Origin of the sequence: Streptomyces sp. BBFR102, from assembly GCF_051397025.1 — a bacterium.
Classification (GTDB): Bacteria; Actinomycetota; Actinomycetes; order Streptomycetales; family Streptomycetaceae; genus Streptomyces.
Genome location: NZ_CP195757.1, coordinates 1518508 through 1533185, shown reverse-complemented (window position 1 = coordinate 1533185; position 14678 = coordinate 1518508). Strand labels below are relative to the sequence as shown.

General features: G+C 74.7%; 13 protein-coding genes and 1 pseudogene. 10 read left to right on the top strand and 4 right to left on the bottom strand.

All coding sequences use genetic code 11. The annotated features are described in order from the left end of the window. Positions 1-49: 49 nt before the first annotated feature. From hemW to ACSLIC_RS06965, 3 genes and pseudogenes are all read left to right on the top strand, one after another. Positions 50-1282, top strand: coding sequence for a radical SAM family heme chaperone HemW (hemW, locus tag ACSLIC_RS06975; RefSeq protein ID WP_436736809.1), 1233 nt, complete (start codon positions 50-52; stop codon positions 1280-1282). A gap of 107 nt (positions 1283-1389) precedes the next feature. Then, positions 1390-1587 (top strand): annotated as a pseudogene (locus tag ACSLIC_RS06970) (Uma2 family endonuclease); the annotation flags it as partial. Positions 1588-1657: 70 nt separating this feature from the next. Next, the gene (locus tag ACSLIC_RS06965) at positions 1658-1792 is read left to right on the top strand and encodes a hypothetical protein (protein ID WP_436740488.1); all 135 of its coding nucleotides are present in this window, start codon (positions 1658-1660) and stop codon (positions 1790-1792) included. A gap of 7 nt (positions 1793-1799) precedes the next feature. Here the strand turns inward: ACSLIC_RS06965 and ACSLIC_RS06960 are convergent, their stop codons facing one another. Together ACSLIC_RS06960 and ACSLIC_RS06955 are read right to left on the bottom strand one after the other, a co-directional pair. Then, positions 1800-2633, bottom strand: a complete 834-nt coding sequence (locus ACSLIC_RS06960; protein WP_436736808.1) for a DUF3097 domain-containing protein — start codon at positions 2631-2633, stop codon at positions 1800-1802. Between the two features lie 9 nt (positions 2634-2642). Beyond that, positions 2643-3383: an MBL fold metallo-hydrolase gene (locus ACSLIC_RS06955; protein WP_436736807.1), complete on the bottom strand. Its 741-nt coding sequence runs from the start codon at positions 3381-3383 to the stop codon at positions 2643-2645. Positions 3384-3602: 219 nt separating this feature from the next. Here ACSLIC_RS06955 and hrcA point away from each other — a divergent pair, with 219 nt between their 5' ends. From hrcA to ACSLIC_RS06930, 5 genes are all read left to right on the top strand, one after another. Beyond that, the gene (hrcA, locus tag ACSLIC_RS06950; RefSeq protein WP_436736806.1) at positions 3603-4619 is read left to right on the top strand and encodes a heat-inducible transcriptional repressor HrcA; all 1017 of its coding nucleotides are present in this window, start codon (positions 3603-3605) and stop codon (positions 4617-4619) included. After that, positions 4620-5762, top strand: coding sequence for a molecular chaperone DnaJ (gene dnaJ / locus ACSLIC_RS06945; RefSeq protein WP_436736805.1), 1143 nt, complete (start codon positions 4620-4622; stop codon positions 5760-5762). Between the two features lie 173 nt (positions 5763-5935). Next, positions 5936-7021: a nitronate monooxygenase gene (locus tag ACSLIC_RS06940; protein WP_436736804.1), complete on the top strand. Its 1086-nt coding sequence runs from the start codon at positions 5936-5938 to the stop codon at positions 7019-7021. Further along, positions 7018-7749 carry a 16S rRNA (uracil(1498)-N(3))-methyltransferase gene (locus ACSLIC_RS06935; RefSeq protein WP_436736803.1) on the top strand — a complete coding sequence of 244 codons (732 nt, stop codon included), beginning with the start codon at positions 7018-7020 and terminating at the stop codon, positions 7747-7749. The genes ACSLIC_RS06940 and ACSLIC_RS06935 overlap by 4 nt, the downstream gene beginning before the upstream one ends. 332 nt (positions 7750-8081) lie before the next feature. Beyond that, positions 8082-11351, top strand: coding sequence for a S41 family peptidase (locus ACSLIC_RS06930; protein WP_436736802.1), 3270 nt, complete (start codon positions 8082-8084; stop codon positions 11349-11351). Positions 11352-11414: 63 nt separating this feature from the next. Here the strand turns inward: ACSLIC_RS06930 and ACSLIC_RS06925 are convergent, their stop codons facing one another. Then, positions 11415-12056 carry a maleylpyruvate isomerase N-terminal domain-containing protein gene (locus ACSLIC_RS06925; protein WP_436736801.1) on the bottom strand — a complete coding sequence of 214 codons (642 nt, stop codon included), beginning with the start codon at positions 12054-12056 and terminating at the stop codon, positions 11415-11417. 173 nt (positions 12057-12229) lie between these two features. On the opposite strand from ACSLIC_RS06925, the gene ACSLIC_RS06920 reads away from it, so the two are divergent. Then, positions 12230-12601: a histidine triad nucleotide-binding protein gene (locus ACSLIC_RS06920; protein ID WP_436736800.1), complete on the top strand. Its 372-nt coding sequence runs from the start codon at positions 12230-12232 to the stop codon at positions 12599-12601. 9 nt (positions 12602-12610) lie between these two features. Further along, positions 12611-13516: a ribonuclease Z gene (locus ACSLIC_RS06915; protein ID WP_436736799.1), complete on the top strand. Its 906-nt coding sequence runs from the start codon at positions 12611-12613 to the stop codon at positions 13514-13516. Between the two features lie 19 nt (positions 13517-13535). Here ACSLIC_RS06915 and ACSLIC_RS06910 read toward each other — a convergent pair whose 3' ends face one another. Then, a complete protein-coding gene (locus ACSLIC_RS06910) occupies positions 13536-14510 on the bottom strand; it encodes an alpha/beta hydrolase family protein (protein ID WP_436736798.1) in 975 nt (324 codons plus the stop codon). Between the last annotated feature and the right edge of the window lie 168 nt (positions 14511-14678).

The following is a 14678-nucleotide window of genomic DNA, read 5'->3' as shown; positions in this document are numbered from 1 at the left end:
CGCGACCGCCCGGCCGAGGTCCGGCCGCGCGTGCGGGACAATGGACCCCATGCCTTCCGCCCTCCCCGACGGTGAGCCCGTGCCCGCAGACGGCACGCTGCCCGCGTCCGCCCTCCACGGTGCGGCCGACCGCCCCCTCGGCTTCTACCTGCACGTGCCGTACTGCGCCACGCGCTGCGGCTACTGCGACTTCAACACCTACACCGCGACCGAGCTGCGCTCCTCCGGCGGCGTCCTCGCCTCCCGCGACAACTACGCCGACACCCTCGCCGGCGAGGTCCGCCTCGCCCGCGAGGTCCTCGGCGACGACCCGCGCGAGGTCCGCACCGTCTTCGTCGGCGGCGGCACCCCCACGCTGCTGGCCGCCCGCGACCTGGTCCGGATGCTGGACGCGGTCCGCTCCGAGTTCGGACTCGCCCCCGACGCGGAGATCACCACCGAGGCCAACCCGGAGTCCGTCGACCCCGCCTACCTCGCCGAACTGCGCGAAGGCGGCTTCAACCGGATCTCCTTCGGCATGCAGAGCGCCCGGCAGCACGTCCTGAAGGTCCTCGACCGGCAGCACACCCCCGGCCGCCCCGAGGCGTGCGTCGCCGAGGCCCGCGCCGCCGGGTTCGACCACGTCAACCTCGACCTGATCTACGGCACCCCCGGCGAGAGCGACGAAGACTGGCGCGCCTCGCTGGGGGCGGCCATCGGCGCCGGGCCCGACCACGTCTCCGCGTACGCCCTGATCGTGGAGGAGGGCACCGGCCTCGCCCGCCGCATCCGGCGCGGCGAGGTCGCCCCCACCGACGACGACGAGCACGCCGACCGCTACCTGATCGCCGACACGATGCTCGCCGAGGCCGGGTACCACTGGTACGAGGTCTCCAACTGGGCCACCACCGAGGCGGGCCGCTGCCTCCACAACGAGCTGTACTGGCGCGGCGCCGACTGGTGGGGCGCGGGCCCCGGCGCCCACAGCCACGTCGGCGGCGTCCGCTGGTGGAACGTCAAGCACCCCGGCGCCTACGCCGCCGCCCTCGCCGACTCCCGCTCACCCGGCGCCGGACGCGAACTCCTCACCCCCGAGGACCGCCGCGTCGAGCGCGTCCTCCTGGAACTCCGCCTCGCCGACGGCTGCCCCCTCGGCCTCCTGAACCCGGCCGGTCTGGCCGCCGCCCGCCGCGCCCTGTCCGACGGCCTCCTCGCCGAGGCCCCCTACGCCGAGGGCCGCGCCGTCCTCACCCTGCGTGGTCGCCTGCTGGCGGACGCGGTGGTGCGGGACCTGGTGGACTGAGGGCGACCTCGCTCGCACGGGTGGCATCCGGCGAACAGGTCCCGTGATGCCCGCGCTGTCCGTACCGCGCCGTCGTACCCGGCGATGGCGAAGCGGGGGCGACCGCTGTGGACGACCGGCCGATCACTGGCGTCGTGGAGAACAGCGAGCCGCAGCCCGATCTGGTCGTCCTGGAACGCGGCGGAGGACCGGGCCATGGCCGCCTGCTCCCGGCCGAGCTGGTCACCTTGCTCGTCGGGGCCGTCTCCCGCTCCAGCATCGACCGGGACTACGGCGACAAGCGGTCGATCTACGCGGCCGGGGGCGTCCCCGGTTACCGGATCGTCGACCCCGCGGCCGCCCAGCGCGTGCTGCGCACCGAGCCGTACGGCGAGGGTGAGCAGGCCGACCACGGGGTCGAGCGGACCCCTCTCCTTCGGGCGGGACGTGCCCGTGCCGCTGCTCGGTGCCGTGCTGGAGACGGCGGAGTTCCCGACGCTGCCGCCGGTCAAGCGGCACCGGCGTCCCTGAGGCCCGCCTATCCGGCCCCGGCCGGGGCCGTGACGAAGTCGATCAGTTCCTCGACGCGGCCCAGCAGGGCGGGCTCCAGGTCCTTGTAGCTGCGGACGGCGGGGAGGACGCGGCGGTGCCAGGCCGCGCCCGTGTCGGTGGGCCAGCCCAGCGCGCGGCAGGTGCCGGTCTTCCAGTCCTGGCCGCGCGGGACGTCGGGCCAGGCGTCGATGCCGACCGAGGCGGGCTTCACGGCCTGCCAGACGTCGATGTACGGGTGGCCGACGACCAGGGCGTGCGGGCTGCCGACGGCGGCCGCGATACGGGACTCCTTGGAGCCGGGGACCAGGTGGTCGACGAGGACGCCGAGACGGGCGTCCGGGCCCGGCGCGAAGGCGTCCACCAGGGCGGGGAGGTCGTCCACACCCTCCAGGTACTCCACGACGACGCCCTCGACGCGCAGGTCGTCGCCCCAGACCCGCTCGACCAGTTCGGCGTCGTGGCGGCCTTCCACATAGATCCGGCCGGCCCGTGCCACCCGGGCCCGCGCGCCGGGCACCGCCACCGACCCCGAGGCGGTCCGCGAGGGCGCGGCCGGGGCCCGCCCGGCCTTCGGGCGGACCAGGGTGACCGGGCGGCCCTCCAGCAGGAAACCGCGCTCCACCATGGGGAAGACCCGGTGCTTGCCGAACCGGTCCTCCAGGGTGACCACCGGCCCCTCGGCCGACTTCTCGCAGCGGATCACCGCGCCGCAGAAGCCGCTGGCGGGCTCCTCCACGACGAGGCCGGGCACCGCCTCGGCCTCGGGGGCGGGATTCCGCTTCTTCCACGGCGGGGTCAGGTCCGGCTGGTAGCTGCGCATGGGCAGACGTTATGACAGGGCGAACCGGCGGGCCAGCTCATCGCGTTGGGCCCGGACGAACGCGGCGTCCACCACCGCCCCGTGCCCCGGCACGTAGACCGCGTCGGGGCCGCCGAGCGCCAGCAGCCGGTCCAGCGCCTCGGGCCAGCGCGCGGGCACCGCGTCCGGTCCGGCCTGCGGCTGTCCGGACTCCTCGACCAGGTCGCCGCAGAACACCACGTCGGGCGTGCCGGGGACCAGGACCGCCAGGTCGTGCGCGGTGTGTCCGGGGCCCAGGCCCGCGAGGAGTGCCCGGCGCCCGCCGCCCAGCTCCACCACGGCCTCGCCGGAGACCGGGTGCCGGGGGACCACCAGCGTGCCGGCGGCCTCCCCGGCCTCGCGGGAGGCGAGCCCGTGGCGTACCGCGTCGGCCTCCAGCGCGTCGGTGCGGGTGAGGGCGGTGTCCAGGCCGACGGCTCCGTGCACCCGGGCGCCGGCGAAGGCGGCGGCGCCGAAGACGTGGTCGAAGTGGGCGTGGGTCAGTGCCAGATGCGTCACACGGCGGGGCCCGCCCCGCTCGCGCAGGGCCCGCTCGGCCGCGCGACGCAGCCAGGCGCCCTCGCGCAGGGACGCGCCCGCGTCGACCAGCAGGGCGCCGGCCGGGCCCACGACCAGCCCGGCCGTCGCGTCCCAGCGGGGCAGCCGCACCCGCCCGACGCCGGGGGCCACCCACTCCCAGCGCGGCTGCGGCCCGGTCCCGTTCGCGTTCATCGCCTCATCACGGCTCCACCCTCTCAGGCGCCGCGCGGCATACCCGGCGGTACCGGGTGACTTCGCCACGGCGTCCCGGGCCGGGGCGCCCCGGCCTTGCCGCGGACGCACCGGTCAGCCGTACACTGGTCCGCGACGTGGTTGGCACTCGCGCGAGGTGAGTGCCAGCAGAGGCCCGCGGGGGACGCGGGGGCGTGGCAGGCGACTGGGAGGTGCGCGGTGCTCAGTGAACGAAGGCTGGAGGTCCTGCGCGCGATCGTCCAGGACTACGTCGGCACCGAGGAGCCGGTCGGCTCGAAGGCGCTCACCGAGCGCCATCGGCTCGGCGTCTCCCCGGCCACGGTCCGCAACGACATGGCCGCACTGGAGGACGAGGGGTACATCGCCCAGCCGCACACCAGCGCGGGGCGCATCCCGACCGACAAGGGGTACCGCCTCTTCGTCGACCGGCTCGCCGACGTGAAGCCGATGACGGCGCCCGAGCGGCGTGCTATTCATCACTTCCTCGGCCAGGCCGTCGACCTCGACGACGTGGTGGCCCGCACGGTGCGGCTGCTCGCGCAGCTCACCCGGCAGGTCGCGGTCGTGCAGTACCCGTCCCTGACCCGGTCCACGGTCCGGCACGTGGAGCTGCTGTCGATGGCCCCGGCCCGGCTGATGCTGGTGCTGATCACCGACACCGGCCGGGTCGAGCAGCGGATGATCGACTGCCCGGCGCCGTTCGGCGAGGCCTCCGTGGCCGACCTGCGGGCCCGGCTGAACAGCCAGGTCGCGGGGCGCCGGTTCGCCGACGTGCCGCAGCTGGTGCAGGACCTTCCCGAGTCCTTCGAGAGCGAGGACCGGCCCACCGTCTCGACGGTGCTGTCCACGCTCCTGGAGACCCTGGTCGAGGAGACCGAGGAGCGGCTGATGATCGGCGGCACCGCCAACCTCACGCGCTTCGGGCATGACTTCCCTCTCACCATCCGCCCCGTCCTGGAGGCGTTGGAGGAACAGGTCGTCCTGCTCAAACTCCTCGGTGAGGCGAAGGATTCGGCCATGACCGTACGGATCGGTCATGAGAACGCCCATGAGGGCCTCAGCTCCACGTCGGTCGTCTCGGTCGGCTACGGTTCGGGACGCGAGGCAGTCGCCAAACTCGGCGTGGTCGGACCGACCCGCATGGATTACCCCGGAACGATGGGAGCGGTACGCGCAGTGGCACGTTACGTCGGACAGATCCTGGCGGAGTCGTAAGTGGCCACGGACTACTACGCCGTACTCGGCGTGCGCCGCGACGCTTCCCAGGACGAGATCAAGAAGGCGTTCCGCAGACTCGCCCGCGAGCTGCACCCGGACGTCAATCCGGACCCGAAGACGCAGGAGCGCTTCAAAGAGATCAACGCCGCCTACGAGGTCCTCTCCGACCCGCAGAAGAAGCAGGTCTACGACCTCGGCGGCGACCCCCTGTCGCAGAACGGCGGCGGAGGCGGAGCGGGCGGCTTCGGCCAGGGTGGCTTCGGCAACTTCTCCGACATCATGGACGCCTTCTTCGGCACCGCGTCCCAGCGCGGCCCCCGCTCGCGCACCCGGCGCGGTCAGGACGCCATGATCCGGCTCGACATCGAGCTGGACGAGGCCGCCTTCGGCACCACCAAGGACATCCAGGTCGACACGGCCGTCGTCTGCAACACCTGCAACGGCGAGGGCGCCGCCCCCGGCACCTCCGCGCAGACCTGCGACATGTGCCGCGGCCGCGGTGAGGTCTCCCAGGTGACCCGGTCCTTCCTCGGCCAGGTCATGACCTCCCGCCCGTGCCCCCAGTGCCAGGGTTTCGGCACCGTGGTGCCCACCCCCTGCCCCGAGTGCGCCGGGGACGGCCGGGTCCGCTCGCGCCGCACGCTGACGGTGAAGATCCCGGCCGGCGTCGACAACGGCACCCGCATCCAGCTCGCGGGCGAGGGCGAGGTCGGCCCCGGCGGCGGCCCCGCCGGCGACCTCTACGTCGAGATCCACGAGCTGCCGCACTCCGTCTTCCAGCGGCGCGGCGACGACCTGCACTGCACGGTCACCATCCCGATGACGGCCGCGGCCCTCGGCACCAAGGTGCCGCTGGAGACGCTGGACGGCATGGAGGAGATCGACATCCGGCCCGGCACCCAGTCCGGCCAGTCGGTGCCGCTGCACGGCCGGGGCGTCACGCACCTGCGCGGCGGCGGCCGGGGCGACCTGATCGTGCACGTCGAGGTGACCACGCCCGGCAAGCTCGACGCCGAGCAGGAACGCCTGCTGCGCGAACTGGCCCAGCTGCGCGGCGAGGAGCGGCCCACCGGCCAGTTCCAGCCCGGCCAGCAGGGCCTGTTCTCCCGCCTGAAGGACGCGTTCAACGGCCGTTCCTGAGCCGCCAGAACCCGTACGCACCGGGGCCCGGCACCGCCTGACGGCGGGGCCGGGCCCCGGTGCATCGGCGGGGGAGCCCACCTCTGCGGGTCGGCCCGCGTCGCCGGGGGGACCCGGCGGATGCGGAGGAGTCGAGATTCGGCGGGATGCGGGGGACATGGCACGATGCGGTCATGTCCCGTGCGCTGACCGACCTCTGCGATGTCCCGATCGTGCAGGCCCCGATGGCCGGCGGGGGCTCCTGCCCCCCTCTCGCGGCGGCCGTCAGCGACGCCGGGGGCCTCGGGTTCCTCGCCGCCGGCTACAAGACCGCCGACGGCATGTACCAGGAGATCACCCAGCTCAGGGCCCTCACCTCGCGCCCGTTCGGTGTCAACCTCTTCCTCCCCCAGCCCGAGCTGGCCGACTCCGCCACCATCGAGGTCTACCGCCACCAGCTCGCGGGCGAGGCCGCCTGGTACGAGACCCCGCTCGGCGACAGCGATCAGGGCCAGGACGACAATTGGGACGCCAAGCTCGCCATCCTCCTCGACGATCCCGTACCGCTGGTCTCCTTCACCTTCGGCTGCCCCACCGCCGAGGTGATCGACTCCTTCCACCGGGTCGGTACCCGTACCGCCGTCACCGTCACCACTCCCGAGGAGGCCCGCGCCGCGGAGGAGGCGGGCGCCGACGCGCTCTGCGTCCAGGGCGTCGAGGCCGGCGGCCACCAGGGCACCCACCGCGACGACCCCGAACGGGACGGCGCGGGCATCGGCCTGCTCACCCTCCTCACCCTGGTCCGCGAGGCGGTGCACCTGCCGATGATCGCGGCCGGCGGCATCATGCGCGGCGAGCAGATCGCGGCCGCCGTCGCCGCCGGGGCGCAGGCCGCACAGCTCGGCACCGCCTTCCTGGTCTGCCCCGAGTCCGGCGCCCCGCTGCTCCACAAGCACTCCCTGACCAACCCCCTGTTCACCCGCACCGAGCTGACCCGGGCCTTCTCCGGGCGCCCGGCCCGCGGCCTCGTCAACCGCTTCCTGCGCGAACACGGCCCCTACGCCCCGGCGGCCTACCCGCAGGTCCACCACGTCACCTCCCCGCTGCGCAAGGCCGCCGCCCGTACCGGCGACGCGCAGGGCATGGCGCTCTGGGCCGGGCAGGGCCACCGGCTCGCCCGCGAGATGCCCGCCGCGCAGCTGGTGGAGGTCCTCGCCGCCGAGACGGCAGCCGCCGTCCTCGCCCTCGGTGGCCCGTCGTCCCCTGGAGGAGTCCGATGACCGCACCCGTCTTCCTCGTCGACGAGGTGTCCGCCGGCACCGTCGTCCTCGACGGGCCCGAGGGCAGGCACGCCGTCTCCGTGCGGCGGCTCAAGCCCGGTGAGCCCGTGGTCCTCACGGACGGGGCGGGGAGCGGCGCCTTCGGGACGGTCACCTCGGTGGAGGGCAAGGACACGCTGTACGTCGCCGTGGACGAGGTCCGCGAGGAGCCCGCGCCCCGGCCGCGGATCACCGTGGTGCAGGCGCTTCCCAAGGGCGACCGGGGTGAACTCGCCGTCGAGACGATGACCGAGACCGGCGTCGACGCGATCGTGCCGTGGGCGGCCTCGCGCTGCATCACCCAGTGGAAGGGGGAGCGGGGGGTCAAGTCGCTGGGCAAGTGGCGGGCGACCGCGCGGGAGGCCGGTAAGCAGTCGCGGCGGTTGCGGTTCCCCGAGGTCGCTGAGGTGCATTCCACGCGGCAGGTGGCGGCGCTGCTCGCCGGGGCTGAGTTCGCCGCCGTCCTCCACGAGGAGGGGAGTGCGCCGCTGGCGCGGGCCTCGTTGCCTGCCGAGGGGTCGGTCGTGCTCGTCGTCGGGCCCGAAGGGGGGGTCTCTCCCGAGGAGTTGGCCGCCTTCGGGCAGGCCGGGGCCGGGGCCTACCGGCTGGGGCCCAGCGTGTTGCGGACCTCCACCGCCGGGACCGCCGGGGTGGCGTTGCTGCTGGGGCGGTCCGGGCGCTGGGGGTGAGCCCTCCCGGGCCGGGCCGGGGGCGGGGGGTGCCCGTGGCCGGGCCGGCCTTTCGGTGCTCGTCCGGCGGGCGTGCCCGTCACCGATGGCCTCAAGCGCCGACCGGGCTGGTTGTGGCCTCAAGTGCCGGCCGGGCTGGGTTTTGGCCGGGCTGGAGTTTGGCGCTGTGCGTGGTGACCGTGGCGGTCGAGGACCGGCCTCCAGTGCCGGCCCGGGTGGCTTCGGGGGCGGGTGGGGGTGGCGTGGTGGCCGGGGTCGGAGTGGGGGATGAGATCCGGGCAAGTGATCCAAGGGCCTCCCGGAGGGGCGGGTCGGCTGCATAGGCTGATCGGGTGACACAGCCTGCGTACCTCCGGTTTCCGCATGTCCACGGCGAGTTGGTCGCCTTCGCCGCAGAGGACGACGTCTGGGTGGCGCCGCTAGACGGCGGGCGCGCCTGGCGGGTGAGCGCCGACAACATGCCGGTCGACCATCCCCGTTTCTCGCCCGACGGCACCACGGTCGCCTGGACCTCCACCCGCGACGGTGCCCCCGAGGTGCACGTCGCCCCCACCGACGGCGGTCCCTCCCGCCGTCTGACCCACTGGGGCAGCAACCGCACCTCCGTGCGCGGCTGGACCCCCGGGGGCGAGGTCCTCGCCCTCACCACCTACGGCGAGGCCTCCCTGCGCCGCAGCTGGGCCCGGGCCGTGCCGCTCGACGGCGGCCCCGCCCCCGCCCTGCCCTTCGGCCCCGTCGGCGGCGTCGCGTACGGGCCCGACGGCCAGGTGCTGCTCCTGTCGGTGTCGATGGGCCGCGAGGCCGCCTGGTGGAAGCGGTACCGGGGCGGCACCGCAGGAAAGCTCTGGACCGGCACCGAGGGCGGCGAGTTCACCCGTCTCCACGCCGGCCTCGACGGCAACGTCGAGTACCCGCTGTGGGTCGGCGGCCGTATCGCCTTCCTCAGCGACCACGAGGGCGTCGGCGCGCTCTACTCCTCGCTCCCGGACGGCACGGACCTGCGCCGCCACACCCCGCTCACCGACCCGGACACCGGACTGCCCGCCTTCTACGCCCGGCACGCCGCCACCGACGGCACCCGCGTCGTGTACGCCTCGGCCGGACGCCTGTGGATGCTCGACAGCCTCGAAGCCTTTGACGGGCAGGACGCCCCGGGACCGCGCCCGCTCGACATCCGTCTCGGCGGCCAGCGCGCCGACCTCCAGCCCCGGCCCGTCGAACCGGGCCGCGACCTCGGCGGCGCCTCGCCCGACCACACCGGCCGGGGCAGCGCCGTCACCGTGCGCGGCGCCGTCCACTGGGTCACCCACCGTTCGGGCCCCGCCCGTCTGCTCTCCGGCGAACCCGGCGTCCGGCACCGCCTGCCGCGCACCTTCCGGGTCGACGGCGAGGAGTACGTCGCCTGGGTCACCGACGCCGAGGGCGAGGACGCCCTGGAGTTCGCCCCCGCCACCGGCACCGCCCCCGGCTCCACCCCGCGCCGGGTCGCCGCCGGGCAGCTCGGCCGCGTCCTCCAGCTGCGGATGGCGCCCGACGGCAGCCGGGCCGCCGTCGCCTCGCACGACGGCCGGGTGCTGCTCGTAGACCGGGAGACCGGCGAGGTCCGCGAGGTCGACCGCAGCGAGGACGGCGACGCCACCGGCCTCGTCTTCTCCCCGGACTCCTCCTGGCTCGCCTGGTCCCACCCGGGCCCGGAGCCGCTGCGCCAGCTCAAACTGGCCAACACCACCGACCTCACCGTCTCCGAGGCGACCCCCCTGCGGTTCAACGACCACAGCCCCGCGTTCACCCTCGACGGCAAGCACCTCGCCTTCCTCTCCGAGCGCTCCTTCGATCCGGTCTACGACGACCACGTCTTCGACCTGGCCTTCCTCGACAGCAGCAGGCCGCATCTGATCACCCTGGCCGCCACCACGCCCTCGCCCTTCGGCCCGCAGCGGCACGGGCGGCCCTTCGAGGCGCCCGACAAGGACGAGACGCCCGACAGCGAGGGCGCCCCCGCCACCCGCATCGACCTGGACGGACTGGCCGACCGGATCGTGCCGTTCCCCGTCGACGCCGGGCGCTACTCGGGGCTGCGCGCCGCCAAGGACGGCGTCCTGTGGCTCAGCCACCCGCTGCGCGGCGTCCTCGGCGCCGCCCACGCCGGTTCGGACAGCCCGCGTCCGCGCTCGGTCCTGGAACGGTACGACTTCGCCCAGCGCCGGATCGAGGAACTCGCCTCCCCGGCCGACGGGTACGCCGTCACCGGCGACGGCAAGCGGGTCCTGCTCCGGGTCGACGGCGAGCTGCGGCTGGTCCCCAGCGACCGCCGCGCCCCGCACGAGGACGACGGCGAGCACCGCGTCACCGTCGACCTCGGCCGCGTCCGGCAGACCGTCGACCCGGCCGCCGAGTGGCGCCAGATGTACGAGGAGGCCGGCCGCCTCACCCGGGACCACTTCTGGCGCCCCGACCTCGGCGGCCTCGACTGGGACGGCGTGCTCGACCGCTACCGCCCGGTGCTGGAGCGCGTCGCCACCCACAGCGACCTGGTCGACCTGCTCTGGGAGGTGCAGGGCGAACTCGGCACCTCGCACGCCTACGTCACCCCGCACGGCACCTGGGTCGGCCCCCGGCTGCGGCAGGGCCTGCTCGGCGCCGACCTCGCCCGGGACGAGGAGGGCGTCTGGCGCGTCGAGCGGGTGCTTCCCTCGGAGACCTCCGACCCGCACGCCCACTCCCCGCTCGCCGCCCCCGGCGTCGCGGTCCGGGCGGGTGACGCGATCCTCGCCGTCGACGGACAGCCCGTCGACCCGGTGACCGGTCCCGGCCCGCTGCTCGTCGGTACGGCCGGCAAGCCGGTGGAGCTGACCGTCTCCCCGGCCGGCGGCGGCGACCCGCGTCACACCGTCGTCGTCCCGCTCGCCGACGAGGAGCCGCTGCGCTACCACGCCTGGGTCGCCGACCGCCGCGCCCACGTCCACGCCCTCTCCGAGGGCCGCCTCGGCTACCTGCACGTCCCCGACATGCAGGCGCCGGGCTGGGCCCAGATCCACCGCGACCTGCGGATCGAGGCGGCCCGTGAGGGCCTGGTCGTCGACGTCCGGGAGAACCGGGGCGGCCACACCTCGCAGCTCGTGGTGGAGAAGCTGGCCCGCCGGATCGTCGGCTGGGACGTGCCGCGCGGCATGCGGGCCTCCAGCTACCCGCTGGACGCGCCGCGCGGCCCGGTCGTCGCCGTCGCCAACGAGTTCTCCGGCTCGGACGGCGACATCGTCAACGCCGCGATCAAGGCGCGCGGCATCGGCCCGGTCGTCGGCGTCCGCACCTGGGGCGGTGTCATCGGCATCGACAGCCGCTACAGCCTGGTCGACGGCACCGCCGTCACCCAGCCCAAGTACGCCTTCTGGCTGGAGGGCCAGGGCTGGGACGTGGAGAACCACGGCGTCGACCCCGACATCGAGGTGGTCCACGCCCCGCACGACCACGCGGCCGGCCGCGACCCCCAGCTCGACGAGGCGGTACGGGTGGCGCTGGCGGCCCTGGAGGAGAACCCGGCCCTGACCCCGCCCGAACTCCCGGAGCCGAAGCGGCCGGCGGGGGGCCAGTACCTAGCCTGACCGGTGGAGGTGGAGGGTGCGCCCGTGCACGTACACCGGCGCACCCTTCCCGGCCGCCGACGCCTACAGCACCCGCAGCGCCTGCCCGTCGTCCCGTTCGCGCCGGGCCAGCGCGTGCAGCACCGCCTGGTCGCCGTGGCGTTCCCGCGCGGCCGCGACCAGCACGTCGACCGCGACGGCGAGGGCGGCGACGGGCACCGGGCGGGACACGCCCGCGCTCCGCGCCAAGTCCTCCAGGTGTACGGCCAGTTCGACGCAGCGGGTCGTGAGGTAGCCGTCGAGTGCCATCTCCTCCCCGGGCCGGTGCAGGACGGCCACCCGGCGGCCGGGCGGCTCCTGCGCCAGTCGTCGGGTCAGCCGCTGCCAGGCGGCCCGCGCCTGCTCGGCCACGACGGCCGGCCCCTCGGCGGCCGTCTCCGCACTACGGGCCCGCACCCCGGTGTTGAGCGCGGAACCGTGCTGGTCGGTGCCGGTCAGCCGCGCGTAGTAGTGCACCGCCGAGACCGTCTCCGCCCCGGTCACCCGCCCGTCGAGAAACCACTCGACCTGGAGGACGCTCCGCGCCAGATGCCCGGCCAGCGCGCCGACCGACATCGCCGGCAGCACGGACTCGTCCTCCCACGCCTCCGCCACCTCCGCCAACGCCAGCAGTTCCACGGCCTGTTCGGCCGCCTCCAGGTAGGTGTCGCGTATCCCTGTGGTCATGTGCCACATCCTGCGCGCGCGAGGACTCCGGCGGCGGGAGCGTTCGTCCGGCGAGACGCGTGCGGGGGAACGCCCGGCTTGTCCCGGCCGCTCCCCGGCCCGTCCGGCCGCCAGGACCGCCACGAGGACCGGAGCGTTACGATGCCGGTCACCGATCAAGAGGGAGCGCCCCAGTGACGGACCAGCCCAGCCCGCCGCACCAGCCAGACTGCCTGTTCTGCAAGATCGTCTCGGGCGACGTCCCGGCCACCATCGTCCGGGAGACGGACACCACCGTCGCCTTCCGCGACATCAACCCCCACGCGCCCACGCACGTCCTGGTGATCCCCCGCGCCCACTACCCGGACGCCGCCGCGCTCAGCGCGGCCGAGCCCGCGATCGCCGCCGACGTGCTGCGCGAGGCCGGCGAGGTCGCCGCCGAGGAGGGCATCGCGGAGACCGGGTACCGGATCGTCTTCAACACCGGTTCCGGAGCCGGGCAGACCGTCTTCCACGCCCACGCCCACGTGCTCGGCGGCCGCGGCCTCCAGTGGCCCCCCGGCTGAGCGGCCGCCGTGTCCGTGCGTGAGCTGGTGGTGCTGGGCACCGCCAGCCAGGTCCCGACCCGCCACCGCAACCACAACGGCTACCTGCTGCGGTGGGACGGCGAGGGCGTCCTGTTCGACCCCGGCGAGGGCACCCAGCGCCAGATGGTGCGCGCCGGGGTCTCCGCGCACGACCTGAACCGGATCTGCGTCACCCACTTCCACGGCGACCACAGCCTCGGCCTCGCCGGCGTGATCCAGCGGATCAACCTCGACCGTGTACCGCACCCGGTCACCGCGCACTACCCGGCGAGCGGGCAGCGCTTCTTCGAGCGGCTGCGCTACTCCACCGCGTACCGCGAGAGCGTCGGCGTCACCGAGGCACCGGTCACCGCCGACGGCCCGCTCGCCGCCGGCCCCTCGTACACGCTGGAGGCGCACAGGCTGTCGCACCCGGTGGAGGCGTTCGGCTACCGGCTGGTGGAGCCGGACGGGGTGCGGATGGTGCCCGAGAAGCTGGCCGCGCACGGGATCGGCGGGCCCGAGGTGGGCGTGCTCCAGCGGGAGGGGAAGCTCGGCGGGGTGACGCTGGCCGAGGTCAGCGAGGTGCGGCGCGGGCAGCGGTTCGGCTTCGTGATGGACACCCGGCTCTGCGACGGGGTGCACGCCCTGGCCGACGGCTGCGACCTGCTCGTCATCGAGTCGACCTTCCTCGACGAGGACGAGCGCCTCGCCACCGAGCACGGCCACCTGACCGCGGGCCAGGCCGCCCGCGCCGCCGCCGACGCCGGGGTGCGCCACCTCGTGCTGACCCACTTCTCCCAGCGCTACACCGATCCCGCCGCGTTCGAGCGGCAGGCCCGCGCCGCCGGGTACGAGGGCGAGCTGACCATCGCCCGCGACCTGGACCGGATTCCGGTGCCGAAGCGGCGCTGAGACCTCCGTCCGTACCGGCCTACTTGGACTCGACCCGTCCGAGCGGCCCGGAAGCGGCGGCCAGTTCGGCGCAGGCCGTCTGCCAGGCGGTCTGCCAGGCCGGGTCGCCGGGGTGGAGAGCGCCGCGCAGGTAGGCGGCGGTGAGCCGCGCGACCGCTGTGGCCCTGGCCGGGTTCTCGTCGGTGGTCTCGGCCACGTCGTACCCGGAGACGCCGCCGAGCCCGTGTTCCGCGTCGAACAGGGTGAGCAGGGACTTGGGGCCGGGGGCGAGGGTGTACGGGTCGGTGTGCCACTCCGGTCCCCGGACGGTCAGGAACGTGGAGGCGTCCTTGTCCCCGGCGACCACCAGCGCGGGCGTGGTCATCCGGGAGAAGTCGGTGGTCAGGAAGAAGGGGTAGTGCTCCACCGTGAAGTCGGTGAGGGCGTCGCCGCCCCGGCCGGGCGCCGCCAGCAGCACCCCCGCCGTGATCCGGGAGTCGGCCAGGTCCACCTCGGTTCCGTCGTCCGGGTCGGTGAGCCGGGCGCCGAGGAGCAGGCTCGCGGTGTGGCCGCCCATCGAATGCCCGGCCACCGCGACCTTGCTCCGGTCCAGGCGCCCGGCGAGCTGCGGCACGGCGGCCTCGACCTCGTCGAGCCGGTCGAGGATGTGCCGCATGTCCTCGGCCCGGGAGCGCCAGTGCGGGACGCCGCCGGCGCGGGAGCCGCGGTCCGGCCCCAGGGTCCGGGAGTCCAGGTGGGTCGGCTGGATCACCACGAACCCGTGGGACGCCCAGAAGTCGGCGAGGGGCGCGTAGCCGTGCAGCGAGGAGAGGTGGTTCGAGAAGCCGAGGCCGTGCGAGAGGAGGATGACCGGAAGCCCGCTCCCGGTCACGGGGCCACAGACGCGCAGGTGGAGGTGGACGGCCCGGTCGGGGGACGGCAGGACGACGGGGCTGACGGCGAGGACGGGGACGGGCGGGCCGAGGAGGTCGGCCGAAGAGGTCGGTGCACTCATGACAGGTGAGTCCTTTCGAAAACCCCCGGCCGGCGGACGCGCGGCAGGACAGGGGGCGGGCGGGGCGGGCAGCACGGGATGTCGGCTACCCTGAAAGCGGAACGCCGTTCGGTTTCGACAATACGGAACAGCGTTCCGTTTCGTCAACAACGGCCGGAAGGGGAGCGC

Coding starts and splice junctions, on each gene's coding strand:
- ACSLIC_RS06935 (WP_436736803.1), top strand. CDS start 7,018: ATGACCGCACCCGTCTTCCTCGTCGACGAGGTGTCCGCCGGCACCGTC.
- ACSLIC_RS06940 (WP_436736804.1), top strand. CDS start 5,936: ATGTCCCGTGCGCTGACCGACCTCTGCGATGTCCCGATCGTGCAGGCC.
- ACSLIC_RS06955 (WP_436736807.1), bottom strand. CDS start 3,383: ATGAACGCGAACGGGACCGGGCCGCAGCCGCGCTGGGAGTGGGTGGCC.
- ACSLIC_RS06910 (WP_436736798.1), bottom strand. CDS start 14,510: ATGAGTGCACCGACCTCTTCGGCCGACCTCCTCGGCCCGCCCGTCCCC.
- hemW (WP_436736809.1), top strand. CDS start 50: ATGCCTTCCGCCCTCCCCGACGGTGAGCCCGTGCCCGCAGACGGCACG.
- ACSLIC_RS06960 (WP_436736808.1), bottom strand. CDS start 2,633: ATGCGCAGCTACCAGCCGGACCTGACCCCGCCGTGGAAGAAGCGGAAT.
- ACSLIC_RS06925 (WP_436736801.1), bottom strand. CDS start 12,056: ATGACCACAGGGATACGCGACACCTACCTGGAGGCGGCCGAACAGGCC.